The organism is Streptomyces wuyuanensis (assembly GCF_900103455.1).
Lineage (GTDB): Bacteria > Actinomycetota > Actinomycetes > Streptomycetales > Streptomycetaceae > Streptomyces > Streptomyces wuyuanensis.
In genome coordinates this window covers 575,657-602,445 of record NZ_FNHI01000001.1, presented here as the reverse complement: position 1 = coordinate 602,445, position 26,789 = coordinate 575,657, and the positions used below count along the sequence as shown (strand labels likewise).

The 26,789-nt window shown below is 73.9% G+C and carries 24 protein-coding genes; 17 read left to right on the top strand and 7 right to left on the bottom strand.

Annotated features, from left to right (window positions below):
• The first annotated feature begins 638 nt into the window (after window positions 1-638).
• From BLT82_RS02515 to BLT82_RS02505, 3 genes are all read left to right on the top strand, one after another.
• A complete protein-coding gene (locus BLT82_RS02515) occupies window positions 639-1,127 on the top strand; it encodes a DUF6153 family protein (protein WP_093652095.1) in 489 nt (162 codons plus the stop codon).
• A 128-nt stretch (window positions 1,128-1,255) separates the two neighbouring features.
• The gene (locus tag BLT82_RS02510) at window positions 1,256-1,882 is read left to right on the top strand and encodes a DUF305 domain-containing protein (RefSeq protein WP_093652094.1); all 627 of its coding nucleotides are present in this window, start codon (window positions 1,256-1,258) and stop codon (window positions 1,880-1,882) included.
• 149 nt (window positions 1,883-2,031) lie between these two features.
• Entirely contained in the window at window positions 2,032-2,595 is a 564-nt protein-coding gene (locus BLT82_RS02505) for a DUF4396 domain-containing protein (protein WP_093652093.1), read from the top strand.
• Between the two features lie 508 nt (window positions 2,596-3,103).
• Here BLT82_RS02505 and BLT82_RS02500 read toward each other — a convergent pair.
• Entirely contained in the window at window positions 3,104-5,359 is a 2,256-nt protein-coding gene (locus BLT82_RS02500; protein ID WP_093652092.1) for a heavy metal translocating P-type ATPase, read from the bottom strand.
• Between the two features lie 225 nt (window positions 5,360-5,584).
• On the opposite strand from BLT82_RS02500, the gene BLT82_RS02495 reads away from it, so the two are divergent.
• From BLT82_RS02495 to BLT82_RS02475, 5 genes are all read left to right on the top strand, one after another.
• Complete coding sequence (locus BLT82_RS02495; RefSeq protein WP_093652091.1) at window positions 5,585-6,556, top strand: hypothetical protein; 972 nt, start codon at window positions 5,585-5,587, stop codon at window positions 6,554-6,556.
• Window positions 6,557-6,805: 249 nt separating this feature from the next.
• Window positions 6,806-7,279 carry an SRPBCC family protein gene (locus BLT82_RS02490; RefSeq protein WP_093652090.1) on the top strand — a complete coding sequence of 158 codons (474 nt, stop codon included), beginning with the start codon at window positions 6,806-6,808 and terminating at the stop codon, window positions 7,277-7,279.
• 132 nt (window positions 7,280-7,411) lie between these two features.
• Window positions 7,412-8,011, top strand: a complete 600-nt coding sequence (locus BLT82_RS02485; RefSeq protein WP_093652089.1) for a molybdopterin-dependent oxidoreductase — start codon at window positions 7,412-7,414, stop codon at window positions 8,009-8,011.
• Between the two features lie 2 nt (window positions 8,012-8,013).
• Window positions 8,014-8,724: an FAD-binding oxidoreductase gene (locus BLT82_RS02480; protein WP_093652088.1), complete on the top strand. Its 711-nt coding sequence runs from the start codon at window positions 8,014-8,016 to the stop codon at window positions 8,722-8,724.
• Window positions 8,725-8,780: 56 nt separating this feature from the next.
• Window positions 8,781-9,053 carry a DUF6510 family protein gene (locus BLT82_RS02475; protein WP_093652087.1) on the top strand — a complete coding sequence of 91 codons (273 nt, stop codon included), beginning with the start codon at window positions 8,781-8,783 and terminating at the stop codon, window positions 9,051-9,053.
• Window positions 9,054-9,246: 193 nt separating this feature from the next.
• On the opposite strand, the gene BLT82_RS02470 is transcribed toward BLT82_RS02475, so the two are convergent.
• Entirely contained in the window at window positions 9,247-10,614 is a 1,368-nt protein-coding gene (locus tag BLT82_RS02470; RefSeq protein WP_093652086.1) for an LCP family protein, read from the bottom strand.
• Window positions 10,615-11,191: 577 nt separating this feature from the next.
• Here BLT82_RS02470 and BLT82_RS02465 point away from each other — a divergent pair.
• From BLT82_RS02465 to BLT82_RS02455, 3 genes are all read left to right on the top strand, one after another.
• Window positions 11,192-11,647, top strand: a complete 456-nt coding sequence (locus BLT82_RS02465) for a tellurite resistance TerB family protein (RefSeq protein WP_093652085.1) — start codon at window positions 11,192-11,194, stop codon at window positions 11,645-11,647.
• Between the two features lie 214 nt (window positions 11,648-11,861).
• Complete coding sequence (locus BLT82_RS02460; protein WP_093652084.1) at window positions 11,862-12,371, top strand: hypothetical protein; 510 nt, start codon at window positions 11,862-11,864, stop codon at window positions 12,369-12,371.
• 69 nt (window positions 12,372-12,440) lie between these two features.
• Window positions 12,441-13,865, top strand: coding sequence for a flotillin family protein (locus BLT82_RS02455; protein ID WP_093652083.1), 1,425 nt, complete (start codon window positions 12,441-12,443; stop codon window positions 13,863-13,865).
• 344 nt (window positions 13,866-14,209) lie between these two features.
• Here the strand turns inward: BLT82_RS02455 and BLT82_RS02450 are convergent, their stop codons facing one another.
• Together BLT82_RS02450 and BLT82_RS02445 are read right to left on the bottom strand one after the other, a co-directional pair.
• Window positions 14,210-14,479: a hypothetical protein gene (locus tag BLT82_RS02450; protein ID WP_093652230.1), complete on the bottom strand. Its 270-nt coding sequence runs from the start codon at window positions 14,477-14,479 to the stop codon at window positions 14,210-14,212.
• Window positions 14,480-14,618: 139 nt separating this feature from the next.
• Window positions 14,619-16,529, bottom strand: coding sequence for a potassium channel family protein (locus BLT82_RS02445; RefSeq protein ID WP_208867673.1), 1,911 nt, complete (start codon window positions 16,527-16,529; stop codon window positions 14,619-14,621).
• Between the two features lie 338 nt (window positions 16,530-16,867).
• Here BLT82_RS02445 and BLT82_RS02440 point away from each other — a divergent pair, with 338 nt between their 5' ends.
• The 4 genes from BLT82_RS02440 to BLT82_RS02425 all read left to right on the top strand — a co-directional run bounded on the left by BLT82_RS02440 (window position 16,868) and on the right by BLT82_RS02425 (window position 20,426).
• Complete coding sequence (locus tag BLT82_RS02440; protein WP_093652081.1) at window positions 16,868-17,950, top strand: NAD-dependent epimerase/dehydratase family protein; 1,083 nt, start codon at window positions 16,868-16,870, stop codon at window positions 17,948-17,950.
• Between the two features lie 450 nt (window positions 17,951-18,400).
• Window positions 18,401-19,075, top strand: a complete 675-nt coding sequence (locus BLT82_RS02435) for a glycosyltransferase family 2 protein (RefSeq protein ID WP_404202647.1) — start codon at window positions 18,401-18,403, stop codon at window positions 19,073-19,075.
• Window positions 19,072-19,764, top strand: coding sequence for a TIGR04282 family arsenosugar biosynthesis glycosyltransferase (locus tag BLT82_RS02430; RefSeq protein ID WP_093652079.1), 693 nt, complete (start codon window positions 19,072-19,074; stop codon window positions 19,762-19,764). Before BLT82_RS02435 ends, BLT82_RS02430 begins: the two co-directional genes overlap by 4 nt.
• Window positions 19,761-20,426: a class I SAM-dependent methyltransferase gene (locus tag BLT82_RS02425; RefSeq protein ID WP_093652229.1), complete on the top strand. Its 666-nt coding sequence runs from the start codon at window positions 19,761-19,763 to the stop codon at window positions 20,424-20,426. Before BLT82_RS02430 ends, BLT82_RS02425 begins: the two co-directional genes overlap by 4 nt.
• Here the strand turns inward: BLT82_RS02425 and BLT82_RS02420 are convergent.
• Both BLT82_RS02420 and BLT82_RS02415 read right to left on the bottom strand, forming a co-directional pair.
• Window positions 20,408-20,863 (bottom strand): hypothetical protein, encoded by a 456-nt coding sequence (locus BLT82_RS02420; RefSeq protein ID WP_093652078.1) that lies wholly within the window; start codon window positions 20,861-20,863, stop codon window positions 20,408-20,410. The two genes, BLT82_RS02425 and BLT82_RS02420, sit on opposite strands and share 19 nt — an antisense overlap.
• On the bottom strand, window positions 20,863-22,005 hold the full coding sequence (locus BLT82_RS02415; RefSeq protein ID WP_093652077.1) for a molybdopterin-dependent oxidoreductase: 1,143 nt from the start codon (window positions 22,003-22,005) through the stop codon (window positions 20,863-20,865). The genes BLT82_RS02420 and BLT82_RS02415 overlap by 1 nt, the downstream gene beginning before the upstream one ends.
• 105 nt (window positions 22,006-22,110) lie before the next feature.
• Between BLT82_RS02415 and BLT82_RS02410 the strand changes: the two genes are divergently transcribed.
• The gene (locus BLT82_RS02410) at window positions 22,111-23,535 is read left to right on the top strand and encodes a glycosyltransferase 87 family protein (protein ID WP_093652076.1); all 1,425 of its coding nucleotides are present in this window, start codon (window positions 22,111-22,113) and stop codon (window positions 23,533-23,535) included.
• Between the two features lie 123 nt (window positions 23,536-23,658).
• Here the strand turns inward: BLT82_RS02410 and gcl are convergent, their stop codons facing one another.
• Window positions 23,659-25,446 carry a glyoxylate carboligase gene (gene gcl / locus BLT82_RS02405; RefSeq protein WP_093652075.1) on the bottom strand — a complete coding sequence of 596 codons (1,788 nt, stop codon included), beginning with the start codon at window positions 25,444-25,446 and terminating at the stop codon, window positions 23,659-23,661.
• Between the two features lie 270 nt (window positions 25,447-25,716).
• On the opposite strand from gcl, the gene BLT82_RS02400 reads away from it, so the two are divergent.
• On the top strand, window positions 25,717-26,631 hold the full coding sequence (locus tag BLT82_RS02400; RefSeq protein ID WP_208867647.1) for a hypothetical protein: 915 nt from the start codon (window positions 25,717-25,719) through the stop codon (window positions 26,629-26,631).
• Window positions 26,632-26,789: the final 158 nt, after the last annotated feature.

The window sequence follows — 26,789 nt, the reverse complement described above, 5'->3', positions numbered from 1 at the left end:
AACCGCCGGCCCGGATGAGGGGTGGCCGACGGCGAGGACACGGCGCCGGCCTCCACGGCCGGCGCCCGCCGGAGGACCGCGGCGGCGTGCGAGCCAGTGCGGTGGTACGGGCCGACCCGGCCCCCTTCCAGACCTGAGGGAGGGGACGGCCGGAAGGCCCATCGCCCCGCCGCGGTCCCGGCGGAATCCCCCGGCGGCCCGGTCCGGGAAGGCCCTCCCCGACCCCGTTCCGGGCTCCGGGCTCCGGGCTCCGGGCTCCGGGCTCCGGGCTCCGGCGATCGATGCTCGATCCGGCTCCGCTGCACCCACGAACCCCGCCCGGCGGCGCGAACGTCCTGTCGCGCCAGCCTCGCGCCGTCGGGCGGCAACCACCTCCCCGGACCAGGCGCACAGTGCGGTTTACGGTCCCGCACTGCGTGCCCGAGCGACCGGCCGGTGACCTTCGCACAGGGGTCACCGGCCGGTCGTGTCCCCGTGTCGGGCGAGTGCCCGCAGAAGGTCCGGGTCCCACCCCGGAGCGCCTGGCCCCACCCCGCCCCGGATGCGGCCCGGCGAACCCCCCCGCCGGCCGGGCCCCACCCCGCCCTGGATGCGGCCCGGCGAACCGCCCGCCGGCCGGGCCCCCTTACGATGAGCCCATGACCCGCCGCACGACGAGCCACGCGCGCCCCGCAGGGCGTGGGCTCGCGCTGCTGGTGCTGGCGGTGCTGGCAGGCGTACTGGGCATGCACGCCCTGGCGCCCGCCGGGGTTCCCGGGTCCCGGGCACAGGCGCACGGCGCGGTGGCCACCGTCCACACGGCGCCCGTCCAGGCAGCCCCCCTCCACACGGCGCCCGTCCAGGCAGCGCCCGTCCACGCCTCACCCGTCCACGGGCAGACCGTGCCCGAGCCGTCCGTGGCCCAGGCCGGTCCGGGCTGTTCGCACACGGACGGCGGGGCGGACCACCTCGGCCACGCGGACGGGACGTGCGCCGCAGCCGGGGTCGGCTCCCCGTACGCACCCCCGGAGCCCGCCCCCGCGCTCGGTGCCCCGCCCTCGGTCGCGACGCCGAGCGGGGCCGGTCGCACACCCCCGAGCGGGCGGGCGCCGCCCGATCTGGCCGAACTGCAACTCCTGCGCATATAGGGCACCCCGCACGGCGCCTCCCGTTCGCGCCCCGGCACGGACGGTGAGCGGCGCCGCGCCTCCCCGCGCCCACGTTTCCGCGATCCCGCGCGCCCGGTTCAGGTCGCGCGTCAAGGAGTTGCACCAGCATGACCAGCAAGCATTCCCCTGCCCGCCGCACCCTCGCCGTGGCCGCCGCCGGCGCGGCCGCCCTCGTCCTGGCCGCTTGCGGCGGCGGCAGCGACACGTCGAGCGGCCACGGCGGGCACGCCGCGGCGACCCCGTCCACCGCGGCCTCCGCGGCGCAAGGGCGGCACAACGCGGCCGACGTCACCTTCGCCAAAGGCATGATCCCCCACCACCGGCAGGCGGTGGAGATGGCGGAACTCGCCGCGACCCGAGCGGAATCGCCCGAGGTGAGGAAGCTCGCCGAGGACATCAGGAAGGCCCAGGGCCCGGAGATCAGGACGCTGTCCGGCTGGCTGTCCTCGTGGGGCGAGGACATTCCCGCGGAGGGCGGCTCGGATCACGCCGCACACGGCGCGGAAGGGATGATGAGCGCCCGGGATATGGCCCGGCTGGAGAAGTCCTCGGGCAAGGCGTTCGACACCGCCTTCATGGAGCTGATGATCGAGCACCACGAAGGCGCGGTGGCCATGGCCGAGGCCGAGCGCGCCGGCGGCGCCGACGCGGCCGCGAAGCAGCTGGCGGGCGACATCATCACCGCGCAGACCGGCGAGATCTCACTGATGAAGAAGCTGCTCGGCCGGGGCTGACCCGCGCGGCGGGGAGGGCGCCGGCCAGGCCCCTCCCCGTCCTTCCGGCCACCCCTCCGGAATACCCCAGGGGGGTATATTGTTTACTCGTGCGCCCCGGGACCGCGGGGCGCACTCGACGGGAATGACGGGAATGGGGATGACACGTCATGGACCACACCTCGCACGACGCCGGCGCCACCGGCGACCGGGCCGCGCTGGCTCCCGGCTCATCCGGCGGTCACACCGGCCGGAGCAGTCACAACGGTCACAGTGATCACGCGGGCCACCGGCACGGCGGTGTCACCTGGAGCACCGCGGCGAAGGCGACCCTGCACTGCCTGATCGGCTGCGCCATCGGCGAGATCCTCGGAATGGTCATCGGCACCGCTCTGATGTGGGGCAACCTGCCGACGATGATTCTCGCGATCACGCTCGCGTTCCTCTTCGGCTACTCGTTCACGATGTTCGCGGTGCTGCGCGCGGGCGTGGACTTCAGGGGTGCCGTCAAGGTCGCGCTGGCCGCCGACACCCTCTCCATCGCCGTGATGGAGTTCGTCGACAACGGCATCATCGCGCTGGTCCCGGGAGCGATGGACGCGCACCTGACGGACGCGCTGTTCTGGTCGTCTCTGCTGGGCGGTTTCGTCGTCGCATTCGTCGTCACCACGCCCGTCAACAAGTGGCTGATCGCCCGCGGCAAGGGCCACGCCGTCGTCCACGCCTACCACTGAGGCGCCTCACGCCGCCCGCTCCTTCGGGCCGCGCCTCCCCTTCCCAAGGGGCGACTTCCGAGGGGGCGACGCAACGGGCCGCCGGATCCTCCGGCGGCCCGTTGCCGTGCGCCTGGCCCTTGTCCGTGCCGTCGCCCGGACGACCGCCCCGAGTGCCCGTGACCGCCCTGCCGCCCGCCGCCGGTGCGGGGTGGGCCTCACCGCGCCCCGGGCCGGTACGCGGCCGAAGCTGCCCGGCGGGCGGGCGCCGGCTCTCCGGACGGCGGGGCGGCACCCTTCGGCTCGCCGCACACCGAACCGTGCCGGGCTCGCCCACGACACGTTCCCGGACTCGTCCTCCCCGCGCTCGGCCCCGCCACGAGGTCGCCCGGGCCGGGGTGCCCGCTTCTTCCCGGCGCACCATCGCTCCGGCACGCAGCCGGGACGGCGGAACCTTGCGAACACGGCCGTGGCGGGCGGCGAGGGTGGCGCCCTCGCCGCCCGCCACGGCCGCGTGTCCCCGCTGTCCTCAGTCCGCCGGGCGGAAGCGCCTCAGGCGCAGGCTGTTGCCGACGACGAAGACCGAGGAGAAGGCCATCGCCGCGCCCGCGATCATCGGGTTCAGCAGTCCCGCCGCGGCGAGCGGGAGTGCGGCGACGTTGTAGGCGAAGGCCCAGAAGAGGTTGCCCTTGATCGTGCCGAGCGTCCTGCGCGACAGCCGGATCGCGTCCGCCGCGGCCCTCAGGTCGCCGCGCACGAGTGTCAGGTCCCCGGCCTCGATCGCGGCGTCGGTCCCGGTGCCCATCGCCAGGCCCAGGTCCGCCTGGGCGAGCGCGGCCGCGTCGTTGACGCCGTCGCCGACCATCGCCACCGTGCGGCCCTCCTCCTGAAGGCGCCGCACCACGTCGACCTTGTCCTCGGGCATGACCTCGGCGATCACCCGCTCGATGCCGACTTCCGAGGCGACCGCCTCGGCGACGGCCCTGTTGTCGCCGGTCAGCAGGATCGGCGTCAGCCCGAGGCCCTGCAGTCGCCGCACCGCCTCGGCGCTCGTCGGCTTGACCGCATCGGCGACCGCCAGGACCGCCCGTGCCTCGCCGTCCCAGGCCACGACGATCGCCGTCCTGCCCTCGGCCTCCGCCTGCTCCTTGGCCTCCTCCAGCTCGGCCGGGAGCGCGATGGCCCACTCGGCGAGCAGTCGCTCGCGGCCGACGAGGACGGCATGGCCCGCGACGACTCCCTGCACGCCGAGGCCCGGGACGTTGGCGAAGTCCTCGGGCGCCGGGAGCGCCCCCACCCGCTCGGCGGCCCCGGTCGCCACGGCTTGGGCGATGGGGTGCTCGGAGGCGTGCTCCAGGGCTCCCGCCAGCCGCAGCGCCTCGGTCTCGTCGGTCCCCGCCGCGGTGCGGATCCCGAGCAGGGCCATCCTCCCCGTGGTCACCGTGCCGGTCTTGTCGAGGACGATCGTGTCGGCCCTGCGTGTGTTCTCCAGCACCTCGGGCCCCTTGATCAGGATGCCGAGCTGGGCGCCGCGCCCCGTACCCACCATGAGCGCGGTGGGTGTGGCCAGCCCCAGCGCGCAGGGGCAGGCGATGATCAGTACCGCGACCGCGGCGGTGAACGCCGCCGTCCACCCCGCCCCGCTGCCGAGCCAGAAGCCGAGCGTGCCCATGGCCAGGACGATGACAACGGGTACGAACACGGCGGAGATCCGGTCGGCCAGCCGCTGCGCCGCGGCCTTGCCGTTCTGCGCGTCCTCGACCAGCTTCGCCATGCGCGCCAGCTGGGTGTCGCCGCCGACCCGGCGGGCCTCGACGACGAGCCGGCCGCCGGCGTTGAGGGTGGCTCCGGTGACGGTGTCGCCGATGGACACCTCCACGGGTACGGATTCCCCGGTCAGCATGGACGCGTCCACGGCGGAGGAGCCCTCGACGACGGTGCCGTCGGTGGCGATCTTCTCGCCGGGGCGCACCAGGAAGCGGTCGCCCACGGCCAGTTCCGCGACGGGGACCTGCTGCTCCCCGCCGGCGCGCAGCACGGTCACGTCCTTCGCGCCGAGTTCCATGAGGGCCTTCAGCGCGGCGCCGGCCCTGCGCTTGGAGCGGGCCTCGAAGTAGCGGCCGGCCAGGATGAACGCGGTCACACCGGCGGCGGCCTCGAGGTAGATGTTCCCCGCGCCGTCGGTGCGGGCGATGGTCGGCTCGAAGCCGTGCGTCATGCCGGGCTCGCCCGCGGTGCCGAAGAACAGGGCCCACACCGACCACAGGAACGCCGCCGAGGTGCCGACCGAGACGAGCGTGTCCATGGTCGCCGCACCGTGCCGGGCGTTGGTGAGGGCGGCGCGGTGGAACGGCCAGGCCGCGTAGGTCACGACGGGTGCGGCCAGGGTGAGCGAGAGCCACTGCCAGTACTCGATCTGCAGGGCCGGGACCATCGCCATGGCGACCACCGGCACCGACAGCGCCACGGCGGTGATCAGCCGCTGCCGGAGCGGCCGCAGCTCGTCCTGCGACCCGGCCCCGCCGTCGCCGGGTTCGGCCCGGGTACGGGGCGGCGGGGGCTCGGCCGCGGTGTAGCCGGTCGCCTCCACGGTGGCGATGAGGTCCCGGACGGAGACCTCGTCGTCTCGGTAGGAGATCTTCGCCTTCTCGGTGGCGTAGTTGACCGTGGCCTCAACACCGTCCATGCGGTTGAGCTTCTTCTCGACACGGGCGGCGCACGAGGCGCAGGTCATCCCGCCGATCGCGAGTTCGACCTCGGCGGTGCCGTGGACCGTGGCAGTCATCCCTGCTCCTGGACTCGTGGATGGGGGCGGGGCCGGCCGCCGGACGGCGCCCGATCCCACCTCTGTCGACTATATACCCCCTGGGGGTACGCTCCGACGTCGATCGCCATGCATACCCCCTACCCGTATCCGTCCGCAAGCCGTCCGACCTCTTGCACATACCCCCAAGGGGTATACGCTACCAAAAACGTCGGGGACGGTCCCCGACTCGCCGAGGAGAAGGCCATGCACACGATCCGGAAGATCGGCGCGTTCGGCGCCGCCCTGGCAGCGTCCTTCGGCGCCGCCTACGGCCTCGGCGCCGCCGTCGGCCCGGCGCCGTCCGGGCCCGCGCCCGGCGCCCACGCCCCGCACGACGCCGCCGGACCGGGCGGGGGCGAGGCACGCGCCGCGCGGCCCGGCGCCGCGCCCGCGGGGCTGCAGGTCTCCGAGGGCGGCTACACGCTCGACCTGAAGACACCGCGCGTCACGGCCGGGCGGACCGCCGATCTGCGATTCGCCGTCCGCGACGCGTCCGGGCGGCAGGTCACCGCCTTCGAGCGCGACCACGGCAAGGAGCTCCACCTGATCGTCGTCTCCCGCGATCTGCTCACCTACCGGCACCTGCATCCCGTCCGGGCCGCCGACGGCACGTGGGGCGTCCCGGTCACCCTGCCCGCCGCGGGCGGCTACCGGGTCTTCGCCGACTTCACCCCCGCCGCCGAGGGCGCCGGGAACCTCACCCTCGGCGCGGAACTCGCCGCCGCCGGCCCCTACGCGCCACCTCCGGCGCCCGGGCCGAACTCCACGGCCACGGTCGACGGCTACACGGTCACCCTGACCGGAGGTCTGCGTCCGGGCGCACCCGGGGGGCTCCGGCTGAACGTCGCCCGCGACGGCCGGCCGGTCACCGACCTGGAGCCGTACCTCGGCGCCTACGGCCACCTCGTGGCCCTGCGATCGGGCGACCTCGCGTACCTCCACGTCCACCCCGACGGCGAACCGGACGACGGCAGGACCCGGCCGGGTCCCGGTGTCTCCTTCACGGCCACGGCGCCGAGCCCGGGCACGTACCGCCTGTTCCTCGACTTCAAGCACAAGGGCACGGTCCGCACGGCCGCGTTCACCGTGCGTGCCGGCGTCGCCGCCGTGCCCGGTACGGACACGCCCCGGCCCCCGTCGGCCCCGGCGCACGACGGCGCCGCCCACGCGCACTGAGGCGACGGGCTCCGGCGCGGGCCGTCGTGCCTCCTGTTGCCGACCCCGTGCCCCTTCAGCAAGCTGGTACGGCGCGAGCGACGGGCCGGTACCGCGCGAACTCGCGCAGCCTGCCGCGTACGGCGAGCACGGACGACGAGCACCGGCGACGAGCGGTCGCACGGATGCGCGCGACGGCCTCGCCGGGCGGGCGGCCCCACCAGGTCCGCGCCCGCGACCCGGGTGCGGCCACGAGCGAAAGGCGCTGCCATGGCCGTACGGCACCGCGTCATCGGACGGTCCCGGGCGGCGGTCTGGACCGTGCTGGCGAACCCCCGGCTCTACGGCGACTGGGTCACCGGGGTGGCGTCGACCCGGCCGATCGACGAGCACTGGCCCGCGGTCGGAACCGCACTCGCCTACACGATCTCCGTCGGCCGCTGGTCCTACGAGGGCCACACCGTCGTCCGGTGCTACGAACCTCCGGGCCGGCTGGAGCTGGAAGCGCACAGCGGCCGGCTCGGCACGGCCCGTATCGGCATCGAGCTGCGGCCCTGGGGCGAGCACACCCTGGTCATCGTGGACGAGCACCCGCTGCGGGGCTTCGGCGGCACCGTGCACGCGGCGCCCCTGGAGGTGTTCATCCAGCTGCGGCACCGCAATCTGCTGGCCCGTCTGGCCAAGACCGTGGAGCGGAACACGCCGGCGGCGCCGGCTGCCTCGGGCGCCACGGCGGCCGCCTGAGTGGTCGGACCGTCCCCGCCCTCGGACACTGGATGGTGAGACGACACACGACGGCCGGGGCACACCCCCGCCGCAAGGGCGGCGCCCTTCCGTGCCCGACCGGTCAGGAAACGGTGCTCAGGAGGCGACGGTATGGGTACGTTCTCACCCGGTTTTCACGGCCGCGCCCGCGGCCTTGCGGACAAGCTGCCTCCCGGGCAGTACCCGACGGAGTCGTTCCCCGTCCTGTCGGCCGGCCCCACGCCCCGTGTGCCGACCGAGACCTGGACCTTCACCGTGACCACGGAGAACGGCGACTCCCGCGGCTGGACCTGGGACGAGATGATGGCGCTGCCCCAGGAGGACACGGTCCACGACATCCACTGCGTGACCCGGTGGTCGAAGTTCGACACGCCGTGGCGGGGCGTCCCGGTCGACGCGTTCCTGGAGGACGTCGAGACGGCCGCCGACTACGCCGTGGCCGTCAGCCACGGCGGCTACACGACCAACCTGCCGCTGGAGGACCTCCTCGACGGCAAGGCGTGGGTCGTCCACACCTACGACGGCTTCCCGCTGTCCCCCGAGCACGGCGGACCAGCGCGGCTGCTGGTGCCGCACCTGTACTTCTGGAAGTCGGCGAAGTGGGTGCGGGAACTGAGGCTCACACTCGAGGACGAGCCGGGCTTCTGGGAGAGCGTCGGCTACCACAACTACGGCGACCCCTGGCGCGAGCAGCGCACCTGGGACGACTGACGATGGCCGCCGACTGGCGCCGCGCCCACCTCGTGGAGCGCCTGCCGCAGACCGCCACCGCCCGTTCCCTGGCCTTCACCGTGCCGGGCTGGCCCGGCCACCTCGCCGGCCAGCACGTGGACGTGCGGCTCACCGGCGACGACGGCTACCAGGCCGCGCGCAGCTACTCCCTCGCCGCGCCGGCCGAAGGCGAACGCATCGAACTGGGCGTGCAGGCCGTGGCCGACGGGGAGGTCTCGCCCTATCTGGCCGACGGCCTCCCCGTGGGCGCCGACGTGGAGGTGCGGGGGCCCCTCGGCTTCTGGTTCGTCTGGCGGCCCGAACAGACCGGTCCGGTGCTTCTGGTGGGCGGAGGCTCGGGGGTCGTCCCGCTGACGGCCATGATCCGCGCCCACCGTGAGGCGAAGTCCCCCAGCGACTTCCAACTGGTGTACTCGGTGCGCACCCCCGAGGACTTCTGGTACGGCGATCTGCTCTCCGAGGGGGCGGACCATCTGGACGTCGACGTCCTCTACACGCGCCGGGCCGCGCCCGGCAGCAGCCGTGCGCCGGGCCGGATCTCCGCCGACGACCTGCGCGGACACGTCTCGCGGCTCGCGGGAGCCGGGACGGTCTTCGTCTGCGGTCCCACCGCATTCGTCGAAGCCGTCAGCGACCACCTCGTGGACCTGGGCCGGGACTCCGGATCGATCCGCACCGAACGCTTCGGCTGACAGCGCCCCGCGCCGCACCGGCGCCGAACCCACCCACCTCAACCCCGGAGGCCCCCATGGGAGACACGCCCCTCCACCGCGACGGCAACTGGCTGGCCGGCCCGCTCTCGGAGATCCTCGCCGTCGAACCGACCCGGGCCTGGTGGCGCTGCCCTACGTGCGGCATGGCCGGCCCCCTCGCCCAACTCCACGTCTACGGGCCCGAACCCGGCCTCACCGCCCGCTGCCCCGGCTGCACCCGGGTCGCGCTCAGACTCGTGAAGGAGGCCGATCACGTCTGGCTGACCATGGGCGGCGCAACGGGCGCGTTCCGCTTCCGTACGGCATGAGCGCCCGGGCGGGTGAGCCTCCGTACGGCGTGAGCGCCATGGCGGGTGAGCCTCCGCACGGCATGAGCCACCGTACGGCGTGAGCCTCCGCACGGCATGAGCGGCAGGGCGGGGAGCGTACGGCCGCGCCCTGCCCCCTTCACGGACCGCCGTGCGGTGCGGCGCCGCCGGCCGCAAGGGCACGACCCGCGGATTACGGCAGGCCGTCGAAGTCGTTTCCCACCGTCAGGGTGATCAGTCCCCCGGGGGCGTCCGCGCGCTCCGAGACGGCGGTGCCGGGCAGCCGCGAGGCCAGGGCGCGGGCCTGCCGGGCGAGCCCCGCCGGGTGGGTGACCGACGTCCGCGCCGCCGCCGCGGGGGCGTTGCCGGTTCCGGTGACGGTGAAACCGGCCAGCCGCAGCGACCGGGCGACCTCGCCGGCGAGGCCGGGTGTGCCGGTGCCGTTGAGCACCCTCACGCGGATGGCGCTCGCGTACAGGGGGTTCTCTCCGGCGGCCGCGACACTCTCCTCGCGGACCTCCCTGTCCCGGGCGAGGGCCGTGAACAGATCGGCGGTCTCCGGGTACCGCCAGACGACATTGGCCGTGTCGGACGGGACGTCCATGCTGCGGGGGTAGTTGGGAACCGTCACGAACGTCAGCCGGCCGGGCTCGATAGCCTTGAGCCGGGAGGCGAGACCGTACAGGGGCTGGATCCCGGCGAGTGCCTTGTCCGTGGTGAGGGACTCGGTGGCGGACTCCAGCAGTCCGTACAGCGCGCCGGGGCTGGTCAGCTTCTCCTGGGCCCGGTCGGCGAGGGCGCGCATGAACTCCTGCTGCCGGCCGATGCGGCCGAGGTCGGAGCCGTCGCCGACGCCGTAGCGGGCGCGGACGTAGCCCAGGGCGTCCTCGTCCCTGACGGTCTGGCACCCCGCGGGGATGTCGAGTCGCGCCTTCTCGTCGCGGATCGCGGCCTCGGGGCAGACCTCCATGCCGCCGAGGGCGTTGACCATGCCCTTGAACCCCTGGAAGTCGACCGACATGAAGTGGTCGATGCGCAGACCCGTGTTCTGCTCCACCGTCTTGATGGCGCAGGCGGCGGCGCCCGCGACCTCACCGGTGGTGCCCCCGATCGCGAACGCCTCGTTGATCTTGGCGTGGTGAGGGTCGGAGGTGCTGCCGTCGCCGCGGTCGCACGCCGGTACCTTCACCCACGAGTCCCGGGGGAAGGAGACCACGGTCGCCCACTCCCGGTTCGCGGCGAGGTGAAGGACCATCAGCGTGTCGGACTGCATGGTGGTGAGGCCCCTGCCGTACTCGGCGTTGGCCCCGGCCCGGGAGTCGGAGCCGACCACGAGGATGTTCTTCGAGCCGGGACTCATGTTGGGCGGCCGGTCGTCACCGATCTTGTTGTCCACGTCAGCGGAGCGGATGTTGCCCTGCAGGTCCCGGTAGACCCAGACGCCGGCGGCCGCGGTCACGACGAGCAGCGTGGCGAGTGCCGCAACGGCCCTGAACGCTCGCCGCCCGCGCCGGGCAGGACCGCGGGCCGGGCCCGGCGAGGGAGTCCGCCGGTCCGCCACCGGGCTCCGTCCCGTCTTCGCCGGGGGCTGCCGGGGCTTCGCCGGGGGCTGTCCGGGGGCATCGCTCACGTCGAGGTTCCTCCACTGCCCGGGGGGGCGGCGCCCGCCCGTCGTCGGCACGCGCGCTCGGCGCCACGGCAAGGTCCAAGCACTCTACTTCCGCGTAGAAGGGCTCGGGCGGCGACGACACCCGGGCCCCGGAAGGCGCGTGGTGCTCCCCTTCCGTCAACTGCCCCCTCTCCGCCCCTGTCCTCCCTCTCGGCCCCGCCGCAGGTCGCACGGCCGTACGGCGCCTCGCACGGCCATGCGGTACGAGGCGGTGCACGCGCCGGCCCCGCCGGGCCCCGAACCGGGACCGCGGAGGCAGGCGGGGGCGGAGGCACGCAGTCAGGAGAGGCGGAGGCACCGAGAGGCGGAGGCACGCAGACGCGGAGGACACCTCACCAAACTTCTACAGTGATGTAGATTTAAGCCGACCGCGTGGGCGCCGGGCACCGGCGCCTTCACGGCACCGATTCGGCCTGCGGGCGCACGAACCGGAACCGAAGAACCGTCACCATCCGAGGAGGCAATCCCCATGGCACTGTGGGACCGCATAAGGGAATCCGCGTCGACGATGCAGACCCAGCTGACGGCGAAGAAGAACGACCTGCGCAGCGGCGCGTTCCGCGATGCCTCCATGGCCATGTGCGCCCTGGTCGCGGCCGCGGACGGCACCGTCGAGCCGTCCGAACGGCAGCGCGTCGCGCAGCTCATCGCCACCAACGAGGTCCTGCAGAACTTCCCCGCCGACGACCTCAGGCGCCGGTTCGAGGACAACCTGGACAGGCTCACGACCGACTTCGACTTCGGCAGGGTCAGCGTGCTGCAGGAGATCGCCAAGGCGAAGAAGAAGCCGGCGGAGGCCCGTGCCGTCATCCAGATCGGCATCGTCATCGGCGGAGCGGACGGCGACTTCGACAAGACCGAGCAGGCCGTCGTACGCGAGGCCTGCTACGCCCTCGACCTCCCGCCGCACGAGTTCGACCTCTAGACGACGGTACGACGCAGGCGTCCCGGCCCCGCCCCGTCCACGGTGCGGGGCCTGTCGCTCCGGGCCCCCCGGTCCGGGCCTCCCCGGTCCGGGCAGCGGAAGACGTTGGCATCAAGACGTCGTCAAGATTGCCGTAACACGGCAATGAAATGGGTTCGGTGTGGATGAGACCATCCGGCCATCGGGGTGACCAGTGGTCAGGGGGTGTGCTGGTATGGGTTTGTTTCTCGGTCTCGGCATCGCGGGCATCGTCCTGCTGGCGCTCTCGCTCGTCCTCGACGGAGTGCTGGAAGGCGTCTTCGACGGCGTGCTGGACGGCCTGCTCGACGGCTGGCTGTCGCTCCCGGTGATCGCCGGGTTCGTCTCGATGCTCGGGTTCACCGGCGCGATCGTGCTGGGCACGACGGGCCTGGGAGGGACCGCCGCCACCGTGGCGGGAGTACTCGCCGGACTGCTCGCGGCCCGGCTGACCTGGCGGCTCAGCAGCGCGCTCATGCGGGACCGGACCCCGGCAGCTCCGCGCGGTGAGGATCTTCTGGGCACCGGAGGGTCCGTGGTGACCGCCATCCCGGCCGACGGCTACGGCGAGGTGCTGCTGAGGGTGGCCGGCCAGCCCGTGAAGTTCGCCGCCAGGTCCGCCGCGCCCGTCCAGCGGGGTTCGGAGATCTGGGTGGAGGCCGCCCTGTCGGCCACGTCCGTCCTCGTCCGCCCCGTCGAGCGCTGACGGTTCACCCCGGCGCCGTTCCATTCGACACACTTGATCTGCCGCCCCAGGGAGGCAGGGGGGAGCACCATGAATCCAGTCGTCATCGCCGTGGTGGGAGTCGTCGTACTCGTCGTCCTGCTGGGCCTCGTCGTGGTCACGCGGTACAAGGTCGCGGGCCCCAGCGAGGCGTTCATCATCACCGGCCGGCGCGGCAAGAAGTCCACCGATCCCGAGACGGGGCGGGTCTTCACCGACAACAGCGGCCAGAAGGTCGTCGTCGGTGGCGGCGTGTTCGTCGTGCCGTTCGTGCAGCAGAGGTTCACCCTCGACCTCTCCAGCAGGCACATCCCCGTCGCCGTCCGGGGCGCGGTCACGCTGCGCGGCATCAAGGCCAATCTGGAGGGCGTGGCGATCGTCAAGGTCGGCGGGACCGAGGACTCGATCCGGGCCGCCGCCCAGCGGTTCCTCGTCCAGCAGGACGGGATCGTCGGCTTCACCCAGGAAGTGCTCTCCGGCGCGCTGCGCTCCATCGTCGGCCGGATGTCGGTGGAGGACATCATCAGGGACCGGGCGGCCTTCGCCGGCCAGGTCGCCGAGGAGGCCGAGGCCAGCCTCTCGGGGCAGGGCCTCGTGCTCGACGCCTTCCAGATCCAGGACATCACCACCGAGGGTTCCTATCTCGAGGACCTCGGGCGCCCGGAAGCGGCGCGGGCCAAGCAGGAGGCCGACATCGCCGAGGCGGTGGCCCGGCGGGCATCGGAGCAGGCACGGCTGAAGGCGGAGGAGGAGATCGCCGTCGCGCAGCGGACGTTCGCCCTCAAGCAGGCCGAGATCAAGGCGGAGACGGACGAGGCCGCCGCGAAGGCCGCAGCCGCGGGGCCGCTGGCCGAGGCAGACCGGCAGCAGGAGATCCTCAGCCAGCAGGAGAAGGTCGCGGAGCGCCGGGCGGCACTGACCGACAGGGAACTCGACACCCAGGTCCGCAAGCCGGCCGACGCGGCCCGCTACCAGGCCGAGCAGGAGGCCGAGGCGCGTCGCGTCGCCCTGGTGAAGCAGGCCGAGGCCGACGCCCAGCGCGCCCGTCTGACCGGTGAGGGCGAGAAGGCGCACCGTGCGGCGCTCGCCGACGCGGTCCGCATCGAGGGCGAGGCGGAGGCCGCGGCCATCGCCGCCAAGGGATCGGCCGAGGCGGGGGCCATGCAGCAGAAGGCGGACGCCTTCGACCGGTACGGCGACGCCGCGGTGCTGCAGATGCTCGTCGAGGTGCTGCCGCAGGTGGTCGGCAAGGCGGCCGAACCGCTCGGCGCGATCGACAAGTTGACCGTCATCTCCACCGACGGTGCCGGCAAGCTGCCGCGGGCAGTGGCGGACAACGTCGCCCAGGGACTGGAACTGCTGGGTTCCACCACGGGAGTCGACCTCACCGAGGTGCTGAGGGGCATCACGCAGAAGGGCCCGAAGCGGGTGCCCGCCGGGCCCGCGGAGAACGGGACGGTCGAGATCAGCGGCTGAGGGCTGGTGGACCGCGCCGGCCATCGGGGGCGGCCGGGGGCGGGAGGCCGGGGCCGCGGCCGCTCACGGGGCGGCGCGGACGCCGCGGCTCGGGGACCGAGGCTCATGGAGTGGTGAACCGCGCCGGGCGAGCCGCAAGGCCCGCCCGGCGCGGCCGTCCGGAGACCCCAGGTCGGCGCGGCCGTCCGGGGGTGCCTCACCGGCGCCGAGTCTCCGAGAACCGCCCGGCGCGCCCCCGGGAAGGACCCGGTCGGCACGGTCCGGACGAGCCTTCCCCGGAGGCATCTCGTGGGGGCCGCGTCGTTCGGGCGCGGCAGTCGTCCCGCCGCACGCGAAGCCGGGGTTCAGCCCTCGGGCGGGCGGCGGTCCACGACGACGGCGACGAGGGCACCTGCGAGAACCGCCCACGCCACGGCTCCGTAGCCGAAGTACCGCCAGCCGACGAGACCGAGGGCGGCCGCCGCCACAGCCCCCGCGGTGACGGCCCGGGTGCCGGAGGCGAGGGCCCACCGGGCACGGGCACTCCCGGGATTGCGCATCTCCGCCACGGCGGTCCTGATCACAAGTGCGGCCACCACGATGGCGACGGTCAGAAGCGAGGCGGTTTCGTTCACGGTGTCGTCCCTCCGGTGCACGCGTCGACGGGGCGGGCACCGGTCTTCACACCCTAAGGGCTGCCCCGAAAGGTTCACCCGCTCGCGACGCCCTGGGCGGCGCCTTCACGCGCTGCCGCAGCACCGCGCACGGACCCGGCTACCCGGTCCGGTGTCCCAGGAGTTCCGCCAGACCACGACGTGTGGCGGCGACGACCACCCGGTCGCCGGGCCGCAGCAGATGCCCCGGGTGGAGGTCGAACAGCAGCCCGGTGGTGTGTTCCGTCCCGTCGTCGGGCGGGGCGGCGGAGAGGTCCGGACGCCGGTCGCCCGGTGCCGTCATGTCCAGGGCCAGCACCCGCCACCTGCCCGGACGGACGGCTTCGGCGATGGTACGGCCCTCCAGCCGCGGCAGGTCGGCGACTTCGAGGGCGGCGAACAGAAGCACCCGGCGCTCGACGGAGACGGCTCCCAGCACCCGGCGGCCCATCATGGCACCGGCGAAGGCGGGCGCGGAGAGCGAGGTCACGCTTCTGCTGCGGGTGAGCGCCCCGGGGTGCGCGGCGCGCAGCGTCCGGTAGACGGCGGTGGCGAAGTCGTCGTCGTACAGCCGCAGCGCCACCCGGAGGTCGGGGGCGATCGACCGGGCGTACAGGGCGGCTTCGAGATTGGTCGTGTCGGAGCTGGTGAGGGCGAGCAGGGCGCGGGCGCGGTGGGTTCTGGCGGCCTCGAGCACCCCCTCCTGCGTGACGTCCCCGATGATCACGGGGACACGCAGCCTGCGGGCGAGGGCCACTCCGCGCGCTTCGGGGTCGTTCTCGACGCACACGACGGGGGTGCCGAGTTCGCGCAGCCGGCCGAGGACGCGGGTGCCGATCTTGCCGAGCCCCAGCAGGACGACGTGCCCGTTCAGACCCCGCGGCGGACGGCGCAGGGCGGTCGCCGAACGGAAGGAGCTGAGCGCTTCCAGTACGGCGGCGACGAGCAGCGGCAGCAGCAGGAGTCCCACGAGCCCGGTGAGCAGCTGCAGGACCTGGCGGTCCGTCTCCGCACCCACTGCGGGGTCGTTGATCGAGAAGAGGTCGAGGAGCGTGATGTAGGCGGCGTGGAGCGGGTGGTCTCCCGTGGTGAGCCAGGACGCGACCGCCAGAGCGGTGACGGCCGCGCCGACCCCCGCGAACGACCAGCGCACACGGCGCGAGAAGAGTTCCCGGAAGGGCAGTGCGGGGCCGCTCAGGCGGCTGCCGGGTCGCGCGTCCGGGCCGGTGACGGCTTCGAGCACGATCCTGCCGCGGCCGGACGCCGCGGCGACGGCCCGGTCGTCCGGCAGCAGGAGCGGACCGTCGGAGCCGCTGCCGTCGGTTCCCTCCACACCGGCGGGGTCGCTGCTGGTGGAGGAGAGGAGTGCCAGTGTGCACAGGCCCGGATCCGCGGTCTCACCGCGCCCCGGCGGGGGCCTCTCGGCCGCACGCAGGAGCAGCCCGTCCGCCTGGACGATCTTGCTGGTCCCGGTGACCGCCGTGGCGGCGAGGGCGGGGGCGGCGGTGTCGGCGTCGGACAGGACGGTGGTGGACGAGTCGATGTCGTCCGCGGCGATCCCGGGGACGGCGAGGGCGGCGGCCTGGTCGAGCAGTTCCTCCAGGTGCTGGCCGAGCTTGCGGTTGTAGAGGCGGATGACCAGCCGCAGACGGGGGTTCAGGCGGCGGGCGGTGAGCGCGGCGCGGATGTTGGTCTCGTCGTCCTCGTGCACCAGGGCGAGCGCCTGTGCGGTCTCCACCCCGGCCTCCCGCAGCGCGACGTCGTCGGGGTCGTCGGTCTCCATGACGGCCGGCTCGTCGGGTCGACCGCCCCCGCCGTTCGCCGCGGCCCGGCTCCCTCCCGTACGCGCGATGCCGGCCGACACCCTGCCGAGGAGAGCGAGGGCCCGGCCGCCCGAGGGGACGTTCGCGTCCGCGGGAGGGCTCGCGGGCGAGCGGCTGGGTGGGACGAGGAGCGTGACCTGCTGCCGGTAGACGTCGCGGAGTTCGGCGGCGAGCCGGTGGGCGAGGGCGTCGTCACCGCTGACGAGCATGTGGCCCGTGGCGGGCCGCACCTGCTGAGGAATGGGATGCACATGCCATACATTGCCGTGTCGTCAGCCTGCGGCGCACCTCAACGGGACTGCGGAGAGGCCCTGTTGACCTCGGAGGCATGTCCGGCGAGCCGACCGGGCGTGGTTCCGCCGCCACCGCCCCGTGAGCCGGCGGACGCGCACAGCGCACGAGCGTGGGCGGACCGGACGACGGCGGACGGCCTGCGGGCGGGGGCGCTGCCTGCGGGCTCGTCGGCGGCTGCCCGACCCATGACGGAAGTATGACGCCCTGGCGCGGGAGCCCGCATGGGGCGGTGGCGGCCCATAGCGTCGGCAACATGCGCGTACTCGTCACAGGAGGCGCCGGTTTCATCGGCGCGCACATCGTCTCGGCACTCATCCGGCAAGGGCACGAACCGGTGGTCCTGGACGCCTTGTTGCCCACCGCGCACCACGGGCCTCCGGTCCTGCCGGAGGCCGAGTTCGTGCACGGCGACGTCCGCGACACAGCGGTTCTCGCCCCGGCCCTGCGCGGCGTGGACGCGGTCTGTCACCAGGCGGCGATGGTGGGACTGGGCAAGGACTTCGCCGATGCGCCCGGCTACGTGGACTGCAACGACCTGGGGACGGCGACGCTCCTCGCCGCCACCGCTGAGGCGCGGGTGCGGCAGGTGGTGCTCGCCGGTTCGATGGTCGTGTACGGGGAAGGGCGTTACGCATGCCCCCGCCACGGGGCGGTGCGGCCCGGTCCGAGGTCGGCGGCCGATCTGGCGGGGGGCCGGTTCGAGCCGCCGTGCCCGCGGTGCGGCGCGGAACTGACGCCGGGTCTGGTCGACGAGGACGCCCCGTGCGACCCGCGCAACGTGTACGCCGTGACGAAGCTGGCGCAGGAGCATCTCACGGCCGCCTGGGCGCGTGCGACGGACGGCCGGGCCGTGTCGCTCCGGTACCACAACGTCTACGGGCCGGGGATGCCCCGCGACACCCCGTACGCGGGAGTGGCCTCCTTCTTCCGGTCGGCGCTGGCCCGGGGCGAGGCGCCCCGGGTGTTCGAGGACGGTGCCCAGCGACGGGACTTCGTCCACGTCCGGGACGTCGCCGCGGCGAACGTCGCGGCGCTGGAGGCGTGCGCAGACCTGGAGGCGGGCGTCCTCACGGCGTACAACACGGGCAGCGGCGAGCCGCACACCGTCGGCGAGATGGCCGGGGCCCTGGCGGACGCGTGCGGAGGGCCCGCCCCGGTCGTCACCGGCGAGTTCCGGCTGGGAGACGTCCGGCACATCACGGCGGACTCGCGTCGGCTGCGACGGGACCTGGGTTGGTCGCCCCGCACGGCTTTCCGTGACGGCATGGCCGAGTTCGCCCGCGCCGCGCAGCGCGCACCGGGCGCTGCACCCGCCGCGGGCGCTCAGCCGTTCTGAGCCCGGAAGGCAGCCGGGGACAGGACGCCGACGAGCGCGTGGGAGCGACCTGCGGCCACCCGCCACACCGCGCGCCCCGGCGCGCCCACGCCGGCCCGCGTGCCTCCGGACCCCCGTGCATGCCCGCAGACACCCTCGCGCCGGCCCCCGCGCGTGCCCACGCCGGCGTGCGCGGCTGCGGAACCCGTGGAGTGTGGACGGGGCGGGCCCGGCACGGACGTCGCCCCGAGGCGAGGGCACGCCGCGCCGCGCCACGGCGTGGGGCTCTACCGCGGTGCGGTCCTCACCGGACGTACGGGCAGGCGGGCGGACGCACGGGCGTCACTGGGCAGCGCCGCGGCGGCGGGGTGCGCTTCGGCAGCGGAGCGGCACGGGACTGCCGCCGGCGAAGGATGACGTCCGCGTTTCGTAAGGGGTCGATATCCGCTTTGTCCGCCGCCGATTCGTACGGTGAAACTCGTGACCACTGACGTCGTACTTCCCTGTCTGAACGAGGCCGGGGCGCTGCCCTGGGTCCTCGAACGCGTCCCTGCCGGATGGCGCGCCATCGTCGTCGACAACGGCTCCACCGACGGATCCGCCGCCGTCGCCCGAGAGTTGGGGGCGACCGTCGTGTGCGAGGAACGGCGCGGTTTCGGTGCGGCCTGCCACGCGGGACTGCTGGCCGCGGAGGCGGACATCGTGTGCTTCTGCGACTGTGACGCGTCCCTTGACCCCGGCCTCCTCGTCCCCTTCGTCCGTGCCGTGGCGGACGGCGAGGCCGACCTGGTGCTGGGCCGGCGACGGCCCGCCGTCCGGGGGGCGTTTCCGGCACACGCCCGCGCGGGAAACCTCGCGCTGTCCTGGATGCTGCGCCGACGGACCGGTCTGAGGCTCCACGATCTCGGTCCGCTCCGGGCGGCAAGCCGCGAGGGGCTGCTGGGGCTGGGCCTGACGGATCGTCGCAGCGGCTATCCGCTGCAGATGGTGGTGCGCGCCGCGGATGCCGGGTGGCGGGTACGGGAGGAGGACGTGCCCTACCTGCCCCGGACCGGCAAGTCGAAGGTGACCGGTACCTGGCGGGGCACCTGGCAGGCGGTGCACGACATGCGCCGGGTGCTGGGCGAGGCGGGTGGTGCACGGTGACCACGCTTCTCGTCATCGCCAAGGAGCCGGTACCGGGCCGGGTGAAGACACGGCTGTGTCCTCCGTTCAGCCCGGCGCAGGCGGCACTGCTCGCCGAGGCCGCGCTCGCCGACACCCTCGCGGTGGTCGCCGGACTTGCCGCGGAGCGCCGTGTACTCGTCCTGGACGGAACGGCCCGCGACTGGCTGCCGGAGGGCTTCGACGTCGTGCCCCAGGGCCCCGGCCCGCTCGACGAGCGGCTCGCCGCGGCGTTCTCGCTGTCTGCGGGCCCGGCGCTGCTCGTCGGGATGGACACCCCGCAGCTCTCGGCGGCCCTCCTCGCCCCCGCGCTCGCGCCGCGGGCGTGGCACGAGCACGACGCGTGGTTCGGGCCCGCGGCGGACGGCGGGTTCTGGGCACTCGGCCTGGCGGTCCCCGACCCCGAACTGCTGCGCGGCGTACCCATGTCCGTGCCGGAGACCGGGGCCGCACAGCGTCGTCGGCTGGTCGACGCCGGGCTGCGCGTGGGCGATCTGCCGACCCTGCGCGACGTGGACACCGCCGCGGACGCGCGGCTGGTGGCCCGGGATGCAGCGGGAAGCCGCTTCGCGGCCCTGTACGCACGGCTGGTACCGGCGTCAGGCCCCGACCGCGCGGACGGGTGCCGGCCGCGGCCCGGCGACGGATCTTCCCCGGCGGACCCGCGATGACGGCGACCGCATGGCGTGCCGACCCCTACACGGAAGCGCTGCGCACCGGCCGCGGTCCGCTCTTCCTGCGTCGTCGCGACGGGTGGCTCCTGCCCCTGGAGGTGGAACGGTGGTGCGAGAGGCCCGACTCGGCCGATCTCACCGTGCTGCGGCGGTGCCAGGGGTCCGTCCTGGACATCGGCTGCGGTCCCGGACGGCTCGTCGTCGCGCTGCTGGCGCGGGGACGCCGTGCGCTCGGCATCGACGTCAGTCCGGAGGCGGTGGCCCGTACGCTCCGGGCCGGGGGAACGGCCCTGCTCCGGTCGGTGTTCGAGCCGGTGCCCGACGAGGGCGGCTGGGGGACGGCGCTGCTGATCGACGGCAACATCGGCATCGGCGGAGATCCGGCCGCGCTCTTGCGGCGCGCGGCCGAAGTCACCGCACCGGGGGCGGTTCTGATAGCCGAGACCTCGGCGGAGGACGAGGACGCCGACGAACGCGTCGAGGTCAGCGTCGTCAACGGCAGCGGGGAACGGGGTGCCCCGTTCCCCTGGGCGCGCCTCGGCGCCCGCGCCCTGTGCGGGCACGCGGCCGGTGCGGGCTGGACCCCGGCACGCCGGTGGACGGCGGCCGGGCGGAGCTTCGTCGAACTACGCGGACCCTCTCAGCGGCGCGGGGCCTGACGCCCCCGCCGGCCGTCGTCCTCGGTGTACCGCGGTCTGCGGCGAAGCCACCGGACGAGGAGGACCAGGCAGGCGGCGCCGGCCACAGCCCCAAGGACGATCACCAGGTTCCGTGCGTAGGGCAGCGGCAGCGCCGACGGGTTGGGCGGAGCACCGGGGCGGAGCAGCAGCGGCAGCGTGACGAGCACGAGCGAACCGCCCACGACCAGCGCACCGCGCACCACGCCCCGGGCGGGCAGGCCGGCCACCAGCAGCCCCACGCCGAGAACCAGCGGAGCGAGCACCGCGTCGTGCAGGACGAGCGCTCCTCCCAGCCACACCAGCACCCCCGGGGCATCGCGGTTGGAGAGGACCAGCGCCGCACCCACGGCCATCATCACCACTCCCAGGGCTCCGGTGACGTACCGGAGCGGTGCGGCGCCTCCACGTGGCGGCATCACATGACCTCCAGTCGGGTGACCCATTTCGTCTGCAGGACACCGGGGCGATTCGGGGCGATGATCCGCGCCGGGAAGCCGTGATCGGCCGACAGCACCTCGCCGTTGAGGGTCAGTGCCAGCAGGGTCAGCGGGTCGTGGGCGTACTCGCGGCCCATCTCCATCACTCGGTACGCGCCGCGCACCTCCATCGAGACCACGCGCAGCCCCGCGTCCCGGGAGGCGCCCGCCCGCTCCATGAGGTCCCGGACGCGTACGCCTCCCCAGCGCGCCGACGCGCTCCATCCCTCGACACAGGCGATCGGGAGTACGGCCTCGGCCTGCGGAAGTGACCGCAGTTCGTCCAGGGTCAGCGTGTAGCGGCGCGGTCCCCGCACCTCCAGGCGCCAGTTCCGGACCGTCGCGGCGGTGACACCCGCGGCGGCTGCCGTCCGGTTGACCGGCAGCCCCTGAGGGCCGATCCCGGGATGCCTCGGTGCCAGCAGGTCGAGTCTCCTCAGCGGCGTGAACGCCTGACCCACGGTCGTCAGCGTCACGGCGGCGACCGCCGCGCCGACGGCCACGAACAGCGACCTGCGGTCCGGGGCGTCCTCCGGCGGCAGCGCGAGCGTGCCCGGCGACCTGCGCCCCCAATGGCCCCTGATCTGCGGCGCCTTGACGGCCAGGTGCAGCAGCACCGCACCGGCGACCAGCCAGGCGACGGCGAAGTGGACCGGCACGAACGAGAACGGCCACGGATACCACTCGACGATGTTCAGCAGCCCGGTGAACAACTGGAACACGGCCGCCGCGACGAGTACCCCCACCGAGAGCCGCTCCAGCCCGTGCCCGACGGAACGCACCGCCGGCCAGACCCAGAGCCTCGGGTAGACCGCCCAGAGCTTGGCGAGGAGCAGCGGGATCGCCGCCAGGCCCGAGGCGACGTGGAGTCCCTGGGTCAGCCGGTAGCCCCACACCGGTCGCGGCGGCAGTTCGTTCACGAGCCATCGGGGCGGGTGCTGCAGCCAGTGGCTGACGAGGCCGGTCAGGAAGCAGACGGCGATCGCCGCGCCGAGCCACCTGCCGATCACGGTGGCCGTACGGGCGTCGTGCAACCTGCCGGAGAAGGACGGTGGCCGAAGTCGCTGTCTCATGCCGTCCATGAGACCGCCGCGAAGGCCCGGGCGGCGGTTCGGACACCTTACGAAACGCGGACGGCGCATTGCGCGTGCCGTTCCGACGTCCGCGGCGCTGCCACGCTGGGCGCCATGACCAGCCGCCGCACCGCCGTGACCGTCCTGCTGCTCGCCGGCCTCGTCGCCGTACTCGTCCGCACCGTTCGCGCGGACGACTACCACTCCGCCCCCGGGCGTCTGTCCCTCTGGTACGCGGCGGCCTGGCTGCTCTTCGCGGCAAGTCTGTGGATGCTGCGCACGGCACCCGCACGGACGGCGGTGGTGCTCGTCATGGCCGGCTCGGTCGTGATCGCCGCGACGGGCCTCGTCGCACCGCCGCGCACCAGCACCGACTCCTACCGGTACGCCTGGGACGGCCGGGTGCAGGCGGCCGGGATCTCTCCGTACGACCACGTCCCCGCGGCTGCCGAACTCGCCCCGCTGCGCGACGCGTGGCTCTTTCCCGAGGGCCGTGCCGCCTGCGCCGGACCCGACCGTGCGCCGGTGGGCGCCGGCGTGTGCACCCGCATCAACCGGCCGCGGGTGAACACCGTCTACCCGCCCGTCGCGGAGGGCTACTTCCTCCTGGTGGAGGGCCTGTCGCCCGAGGGCACGCGGCACAAGCCGCTGCAGACCGGCGGGGCGCTGCTCTCGGTCGCCACGGCGGCCGCCCTGCTGCTGGTGCTGCGTCGCCGCGGTGCGCCGTGGAGGGCCGCCTACTGGGCCTGGTGCCCGGCGGTGCCGGTCGAGGCCGTGAACAACGCCCACGTCGACGTCCTCGGCGTGCTCCTCTCCGTCGCAGCCCTGGCCGCCGTCGTCCGGCACAGGGCGGCGGGCGGGGCGCTGCTGGGGGCGGCCGTCGCGACGAAGCTGCTGCCCGCAGTGCTGATTCCGGGCGCGCTGTCCGGTGTTCGGCGCGCCCGCGACGCCCTGGCCGTGCTGGTGCCCGCGGCCGGTGTCGTCGCCCTGCTGTACGTGCCCTACGTGCTGGTGTCGCGTGGCTCGGTCCTCGGTTTCCTGGGCGGCTACGTCCGGGAGGAGGGCTACGACGACGCCTCCGCCAGGAACCGCTACGCGCTGCTGCGTCTGATCCTGCCGGACGACTGGACGCTGCCCGTCGTGGCCGCAGCGATGACGGCCGTCGTCGCGTACGTGGTGCTCCGCGGGGATCCGGAGCGGCCGTGGAGCGGAGCGCTGCTGGTCACGGGGACGGCCTTCCTCCTCCTGACTCCCGGCTACTCCTGGTACGCCCTGCTCCTCGTCGCCCTCGTCGCCCTCGACGGCCGCTGGGAATGGCTCGGCATCGCCGTCGCCGGAGCGGCGAAGTACGTCACCGGCCCGGCCTTTCCGGGGAACGCCGACACCGTCGGCACCACCGCCTACGCGACGGCGGCGGCCGCGGTCCTCGCCGGATGGGCGCTGCGCAGGCGGACCGCCCGCGGCCGCCCGTCCGGGACACGACCGGCCGGCCTTCCGGCCTCCGCGGAGCCGTATGGAAACACCGGGAGGAGCGCTTGATCCGGCGGGCGCACGCCCCCTGACGGACGGTCGGGCAGCTGCCCGACCGGGTACACGCCGACGTGGCCGAGTGGCCGGTCCGCCCCACGGCGGACCGGCCACTCGGCCGTCGGGTCGGCCGCGTCAGACCTTCAGCGGCCTGATCGCGGTAGGGGCGTGGCCCGGCTCCGTCGCGATCTCCTCGAACTCGGTGACGTCGCTGATGTCCGCGGTACGGCTCATCGCGATGTTGGTGATCCTCTCCAGGATCGCCTCGACGACGACCGGCACCCGGTGCTCGGCGGCCAGCTTCGCGGCCTGCTCGAAGGCCGCGCCGAGTTCGCCCGGGTCGGTGACGCGGATCGCCTTGCAGCCGAGGCCCTCGGCGACCTTGACGTGGTCGACTCCGTAGACGCCCAACTCCGGGGAGTTGATGTTCTCGAACTCCAGGTTGACCTGGAAGTCGATGTCCAGACCGAGCTGAGCCTGGCGGATCAGGCCCAGGTAGGAGTTGTTCACGAGGACGTGGACGTACGGGATCCGGTGCTGGGCGCCGACGGCCAGTTCCTCGATCAGGAACTGGAAGTCGTAGTCCCCGGAGAGTGCCACGACCGGGGTCCCGGGGTCGGCGGTGGCGGCACCCAGAGCGGCCGGGATGGTCCAGCCCAGGGGGCCCGCCTGGCCGCAGTTGATCCAGTGGCGCGGCCGGTAGACGTGCAGCATCTGCGCACCGGCGATCTGGGAGAGGCCGATGGTGGTGACGTACCGCGTCTCCGGGCCGAAGGCCTTGTTCATCTCCTCGTAGACGCGCTGCGGCTTCATCGGGATGTCGTCGAAGTGCGTGCGGCGCTGCAGGGTGGCCTTGCGCTCCTGCGTGGCGGCGGCCCAGTCGGAGCGGTCGGGCAGCCGTCCGGCCGCCTTCAGCTCCTTGGCGGCCTCCACGAAGAGTTCCAGCGCGGCCCTGGCGTCCGAGGTGATGCCGTAGTCCGGGGCGAAGATCTTGCCGATCTGGGTGGGCTCGATGTCGACGTGGACGAACTTCCGGCCGCGGGTGTAGACGTCGAGCTTGTAGCCGGTGTGGCGGTTGGCCCAGCGGTTGCCGATGCCGAGGACGAAGTCGGACTCCAGGAAGTTCGCGTTGCCGTAGCGGTGGGAGGTCTGGAGGCCGACCATGCCGGCGTTGAGCTCGTGGTCGTCCGGGATGGTGCCCCAGCCCATCAGGGTCGGGACGACCGGGGTGCCGGTGATCTCGGCGAACTCGACCAGCAGATCCGACGCGTCGGCGTTGATGATGCCGCCGCCCGCGACGATCAGCGGACGCTCCGCCTCCAGGAGGAAGGAGAGCGCCTTCTCGATCTGGGCGCGGGTCGCGGCGGGCTTCCAGACGGGCAGCGGCTCGTACGTCTCGGGGTCGAACTCGATCTCGGTCAGCTGGACGTCGATCGGCAGGTCGATGAGGACCGGGCCGGGCCGGCCGGAGCGCATCAGATGGAAGGCCTGCTGGAAGACGCCGGGAACCTGCGCGGCCTCCAGCACGGTCGTGGCGGCCTTGGTGACCGGCTTGGCGATCGAGGCGATGTCGACGGCCTGGAAGTCCTCCTTGTGGATCACGCTCGTCGGCGCCTGGCCGGTGATGCAGAGGATCGGAATCGAGTCACCGATGGCGGAGTACAGACCGGTGATCATGTCGGTGCCGGCGGGACCCGAGGTGCCGATGCAGACACCGATGTTGCCCGGGGCGGCGCGGGTGTAGCCCTCGGCCATGTGCGAGGCGCCCTCGACATGGCGGGCGAGGGTGTGGTCGATGCCGCCACCCTCCTTCAGCGCCTTGTAGAAGGGGTTGATCGCCGCGCCCGGCACACCGAATGCGTGGCTGACGCCTTCACGCTTGAGGATCTCAACAGCCGCTCGGGCGGCGGTCATACGAGGCATGGAGTGCTCCTGCTTCGGCCTGGCGGATCGGGCTCTGTCGCGCCACCTGAGAGCGTCGATTCCGTGCTGGTTCCCTGATCGCCTTCCGTAACCTCGCGACTTTTCCACTATACGGAAGACATCTTCTACTATTCGGAAGTAATCTAAGTGGCGGGTCGGACGGCGTCAAGGGAAGGGCCCGCCGCCGATGGCCGAACTCCCTCCCCAAGGCGTCGCGGTTGGTGGACGATGGACACGAGGCGTGCCCGGAAGCGCCGAAGGGGGACGGACATGGGAGATCACGTACCGGTGCGCTGTCCGGTGTGCCGCCGCGCGCACACCTTCGCGTCGCCCGTCTATCCATGTGCCTGCGGGGCGCCACTCGCCCCGCCCCTGCTGCAAGGGGCTCCGGCCGAACCGATCCGCCACCGCACCTGGACCGACGACTGGGTCACCGTGCGCTGCCCGGCCTGCGGGCGGCAGGACCAGTGGCCGCAGCCGGAACTCGGCTGCCCCTGCGGCACGGTGCTGCGGATCCCGGTGCGGCCGGTGACGGCCACGCCGGAGGCGTCGGAGGGCGCGGCAGCGGCTCGGCGGAGCACGGCCGCCGCATCGGGCGCCGGCGGCTCCTTCGGGGGCTCCGGAGCCGGCGGGGCAGGTGGTCCGGGCGGGCCCGGCGCCCCCGGTCCGGGCGCTTTCGACTCCGGGGATTCCCGGTACGCCGGCCCGGTCGACGCGGCGGGGGCCCCGGTGCCGACGGGCCCGGCGGACGGGCCGGCGGAGGACTGCCCCCTGTCCGTGCCGCCCCGTGCCGAACCGGTGCCCAGGCCCGCCTTCCGCCCGGTGACGATCCGCACGGCACGCGACGCGGTGACCGCCGCGGCGCTGTATCTGCGCTGGCTGGGGTTCCGGGAGGTCGTCCAGCCCGAGGAGCGCACCACCGCCGGAATCGACCTGCGCGCACAGGGCCTGGTCGCCCAGGTGGACCCGACCACACGTCCCGTCACCCTGCGCGCCGTGGAATGCCTCTGGCTGAACGGACTGAACTCCTCGGCCGCCAGCGTCCTCTTCTCCCTCGCGGGCTACTCTGCGGACGCCCGAGCGCGGGCGGACGACCTCGGGGTCCCGCTGTTCGTCATGGATCTCACGGGCGTCCCCGAGCCGGTGAACGGCCCGGCGAAGGACCTGCTCTCCACCGGCGCATGACCCGGGCGGGCCGGCTCGGGCCTCACGGGACGGCGTCCGGCCGGGCCTCACGCGACGGGTCCGGGCCGGGCCTCACGGGACGGCGTCCGGCCGGGGCGGTACGCGACGGCCTCCCGCCGGAACCCTGCGCCGGCCTCGTCCCGCCGGAGCCTCGCGGG

Coding starts and splice junctions, on each gene's coding strand:
- BLT82_RS02515 (WP_093652095.1), top strand. CDS start 639: ATGACCCGCCGCACGACGAGCCACGCGCGCCCCGCAGGGCGTGGGCTC.
- BLT82_RS02510 (WP_093652094.1), top strand. CDS start 1,256: ATGACCAGCAAGCATTCCCCTGCCCGCCGCACCCTCGCCGTGGCCGCC.
- BLT82_RS02505 (WP_093652093.1), top strand. CDS start 2,032: ATGGACCACACCTCGCACGACGCCGGCGCCACCGGCGACCGGGCCGCG.
- BLT82_RS02500 (WP_093652092.1), bottom strand. CDS start 5,359: ATGACTGCCACGGTCCACGGCACCGCCGAGGTCGAACTCGCGATCGGC.
- BLT82_RS02495 (WP_093652091.1), top strand. CDS start 5,585: ATGCACACGATCCGGAAGATCGGCGCGTTCGGCGCCGCCCTGGCAGCG.
- BLT82_RS02490 (WP_093652090.1), top strand. CDS start 6,806: ATGGCCGTACGGCACCGCGTCATCGGACGGTCCCGGGCGGCGGTCTGG.
- BLT82_RS02485 (WP_093652089.1), top strand. CDS start 7,412: ATGGGTACGTTCTCACCCGGTTTTCACGGCCGCGCCCGCGGCCTTGCG.
- BLT82_RS02480 (WP_093652088.1), top strand. CDS start 8,014: ATGGCCGCCGACTGGCGCCGCGCCCACCTCGTGGAGCGCCTGCCGCAG.
- BLT82_RS02475 (WP_093652087.1), top strand. CDS start 8,781: ATGGGAGACACGCCCCTCCACCGCGACGGCAACTGGCTGGCCGGCCCG.
- BLT82_RS02465 (WP_093652085.1), top strand. CDS start 11,192: ATGGCACTGTGGGACCGCATAAGGGAATCCGCGTCGACGATGCAGACC.
- BLT82_RS02460 (WP_093652084.1), top strand. CDS start 11,862: ATGGGTTTGTTTCTCGGTCTCGGCATCGCGGGCATCGTCCTGCTGGCG.
- BLT82_RS02455 (WP_093652083.1), top strand. CDS start 12,441: ATGAATCCAGTCGTCATCGCCGTGGTGGGAGTCGTCGTACTCGTCGTC.
- BLT82_RS02445 (WP_208867673.1), bottom strand. CDS start 16,529: ATGCTCGTCAGCGGTGACGACGCCCTCGCCCACCGGCTCGCCGCCGAA.
- BLT82_RS02440 (WP_093652081.1), top strand. CDS start 16,868: ATGCGCGTACTCGTCACAGGAGGCGCCGGTTTCATCGGCGCGCACATC.
- BLT82_RS02425 (WP_093652229.1), top strand. CDS start 19,761: ATGACGGCGACCGCATGGCGTGCCGACCCCTACACGGAAGCGCTGCGC.
- BLT82_RS02420 (WP_093652078.1), bottom strand. CDS start 20,863: ATGCCGCCACGTGGAGGCGCCGCACCGCTCCGGTACGTCACCGGAGCC.
- BLT82_RS02415 (WP_093652077.1), bottom strand. CDS start 22,005: ATGGACGGCATGAGACAGCGACTTCGGCCACCGTCCTTCTCCGGCAGG.
- BLT82_RS02410 (WP_093652076.1), top strand. CDS start 22,111: ATGACCAGCCGCCGCACCGCCGTGACCGTCCTGCTGCTCGCCGGCCTC.
- gcl (WP_093652075.1), bottom strand. CDS start 25,446: ATGCCTCGTATGACCGCCGCCCGAGCGGCTGTTGAGATCCTCAAGCGT.
- BLT82_RS02400 (WP_208867647.1), top strand. CDS start 25,717: ATGGGAGATCACGTACCGGTGCGCTGTCCGGTGTGCCGCCGCGCGCAC.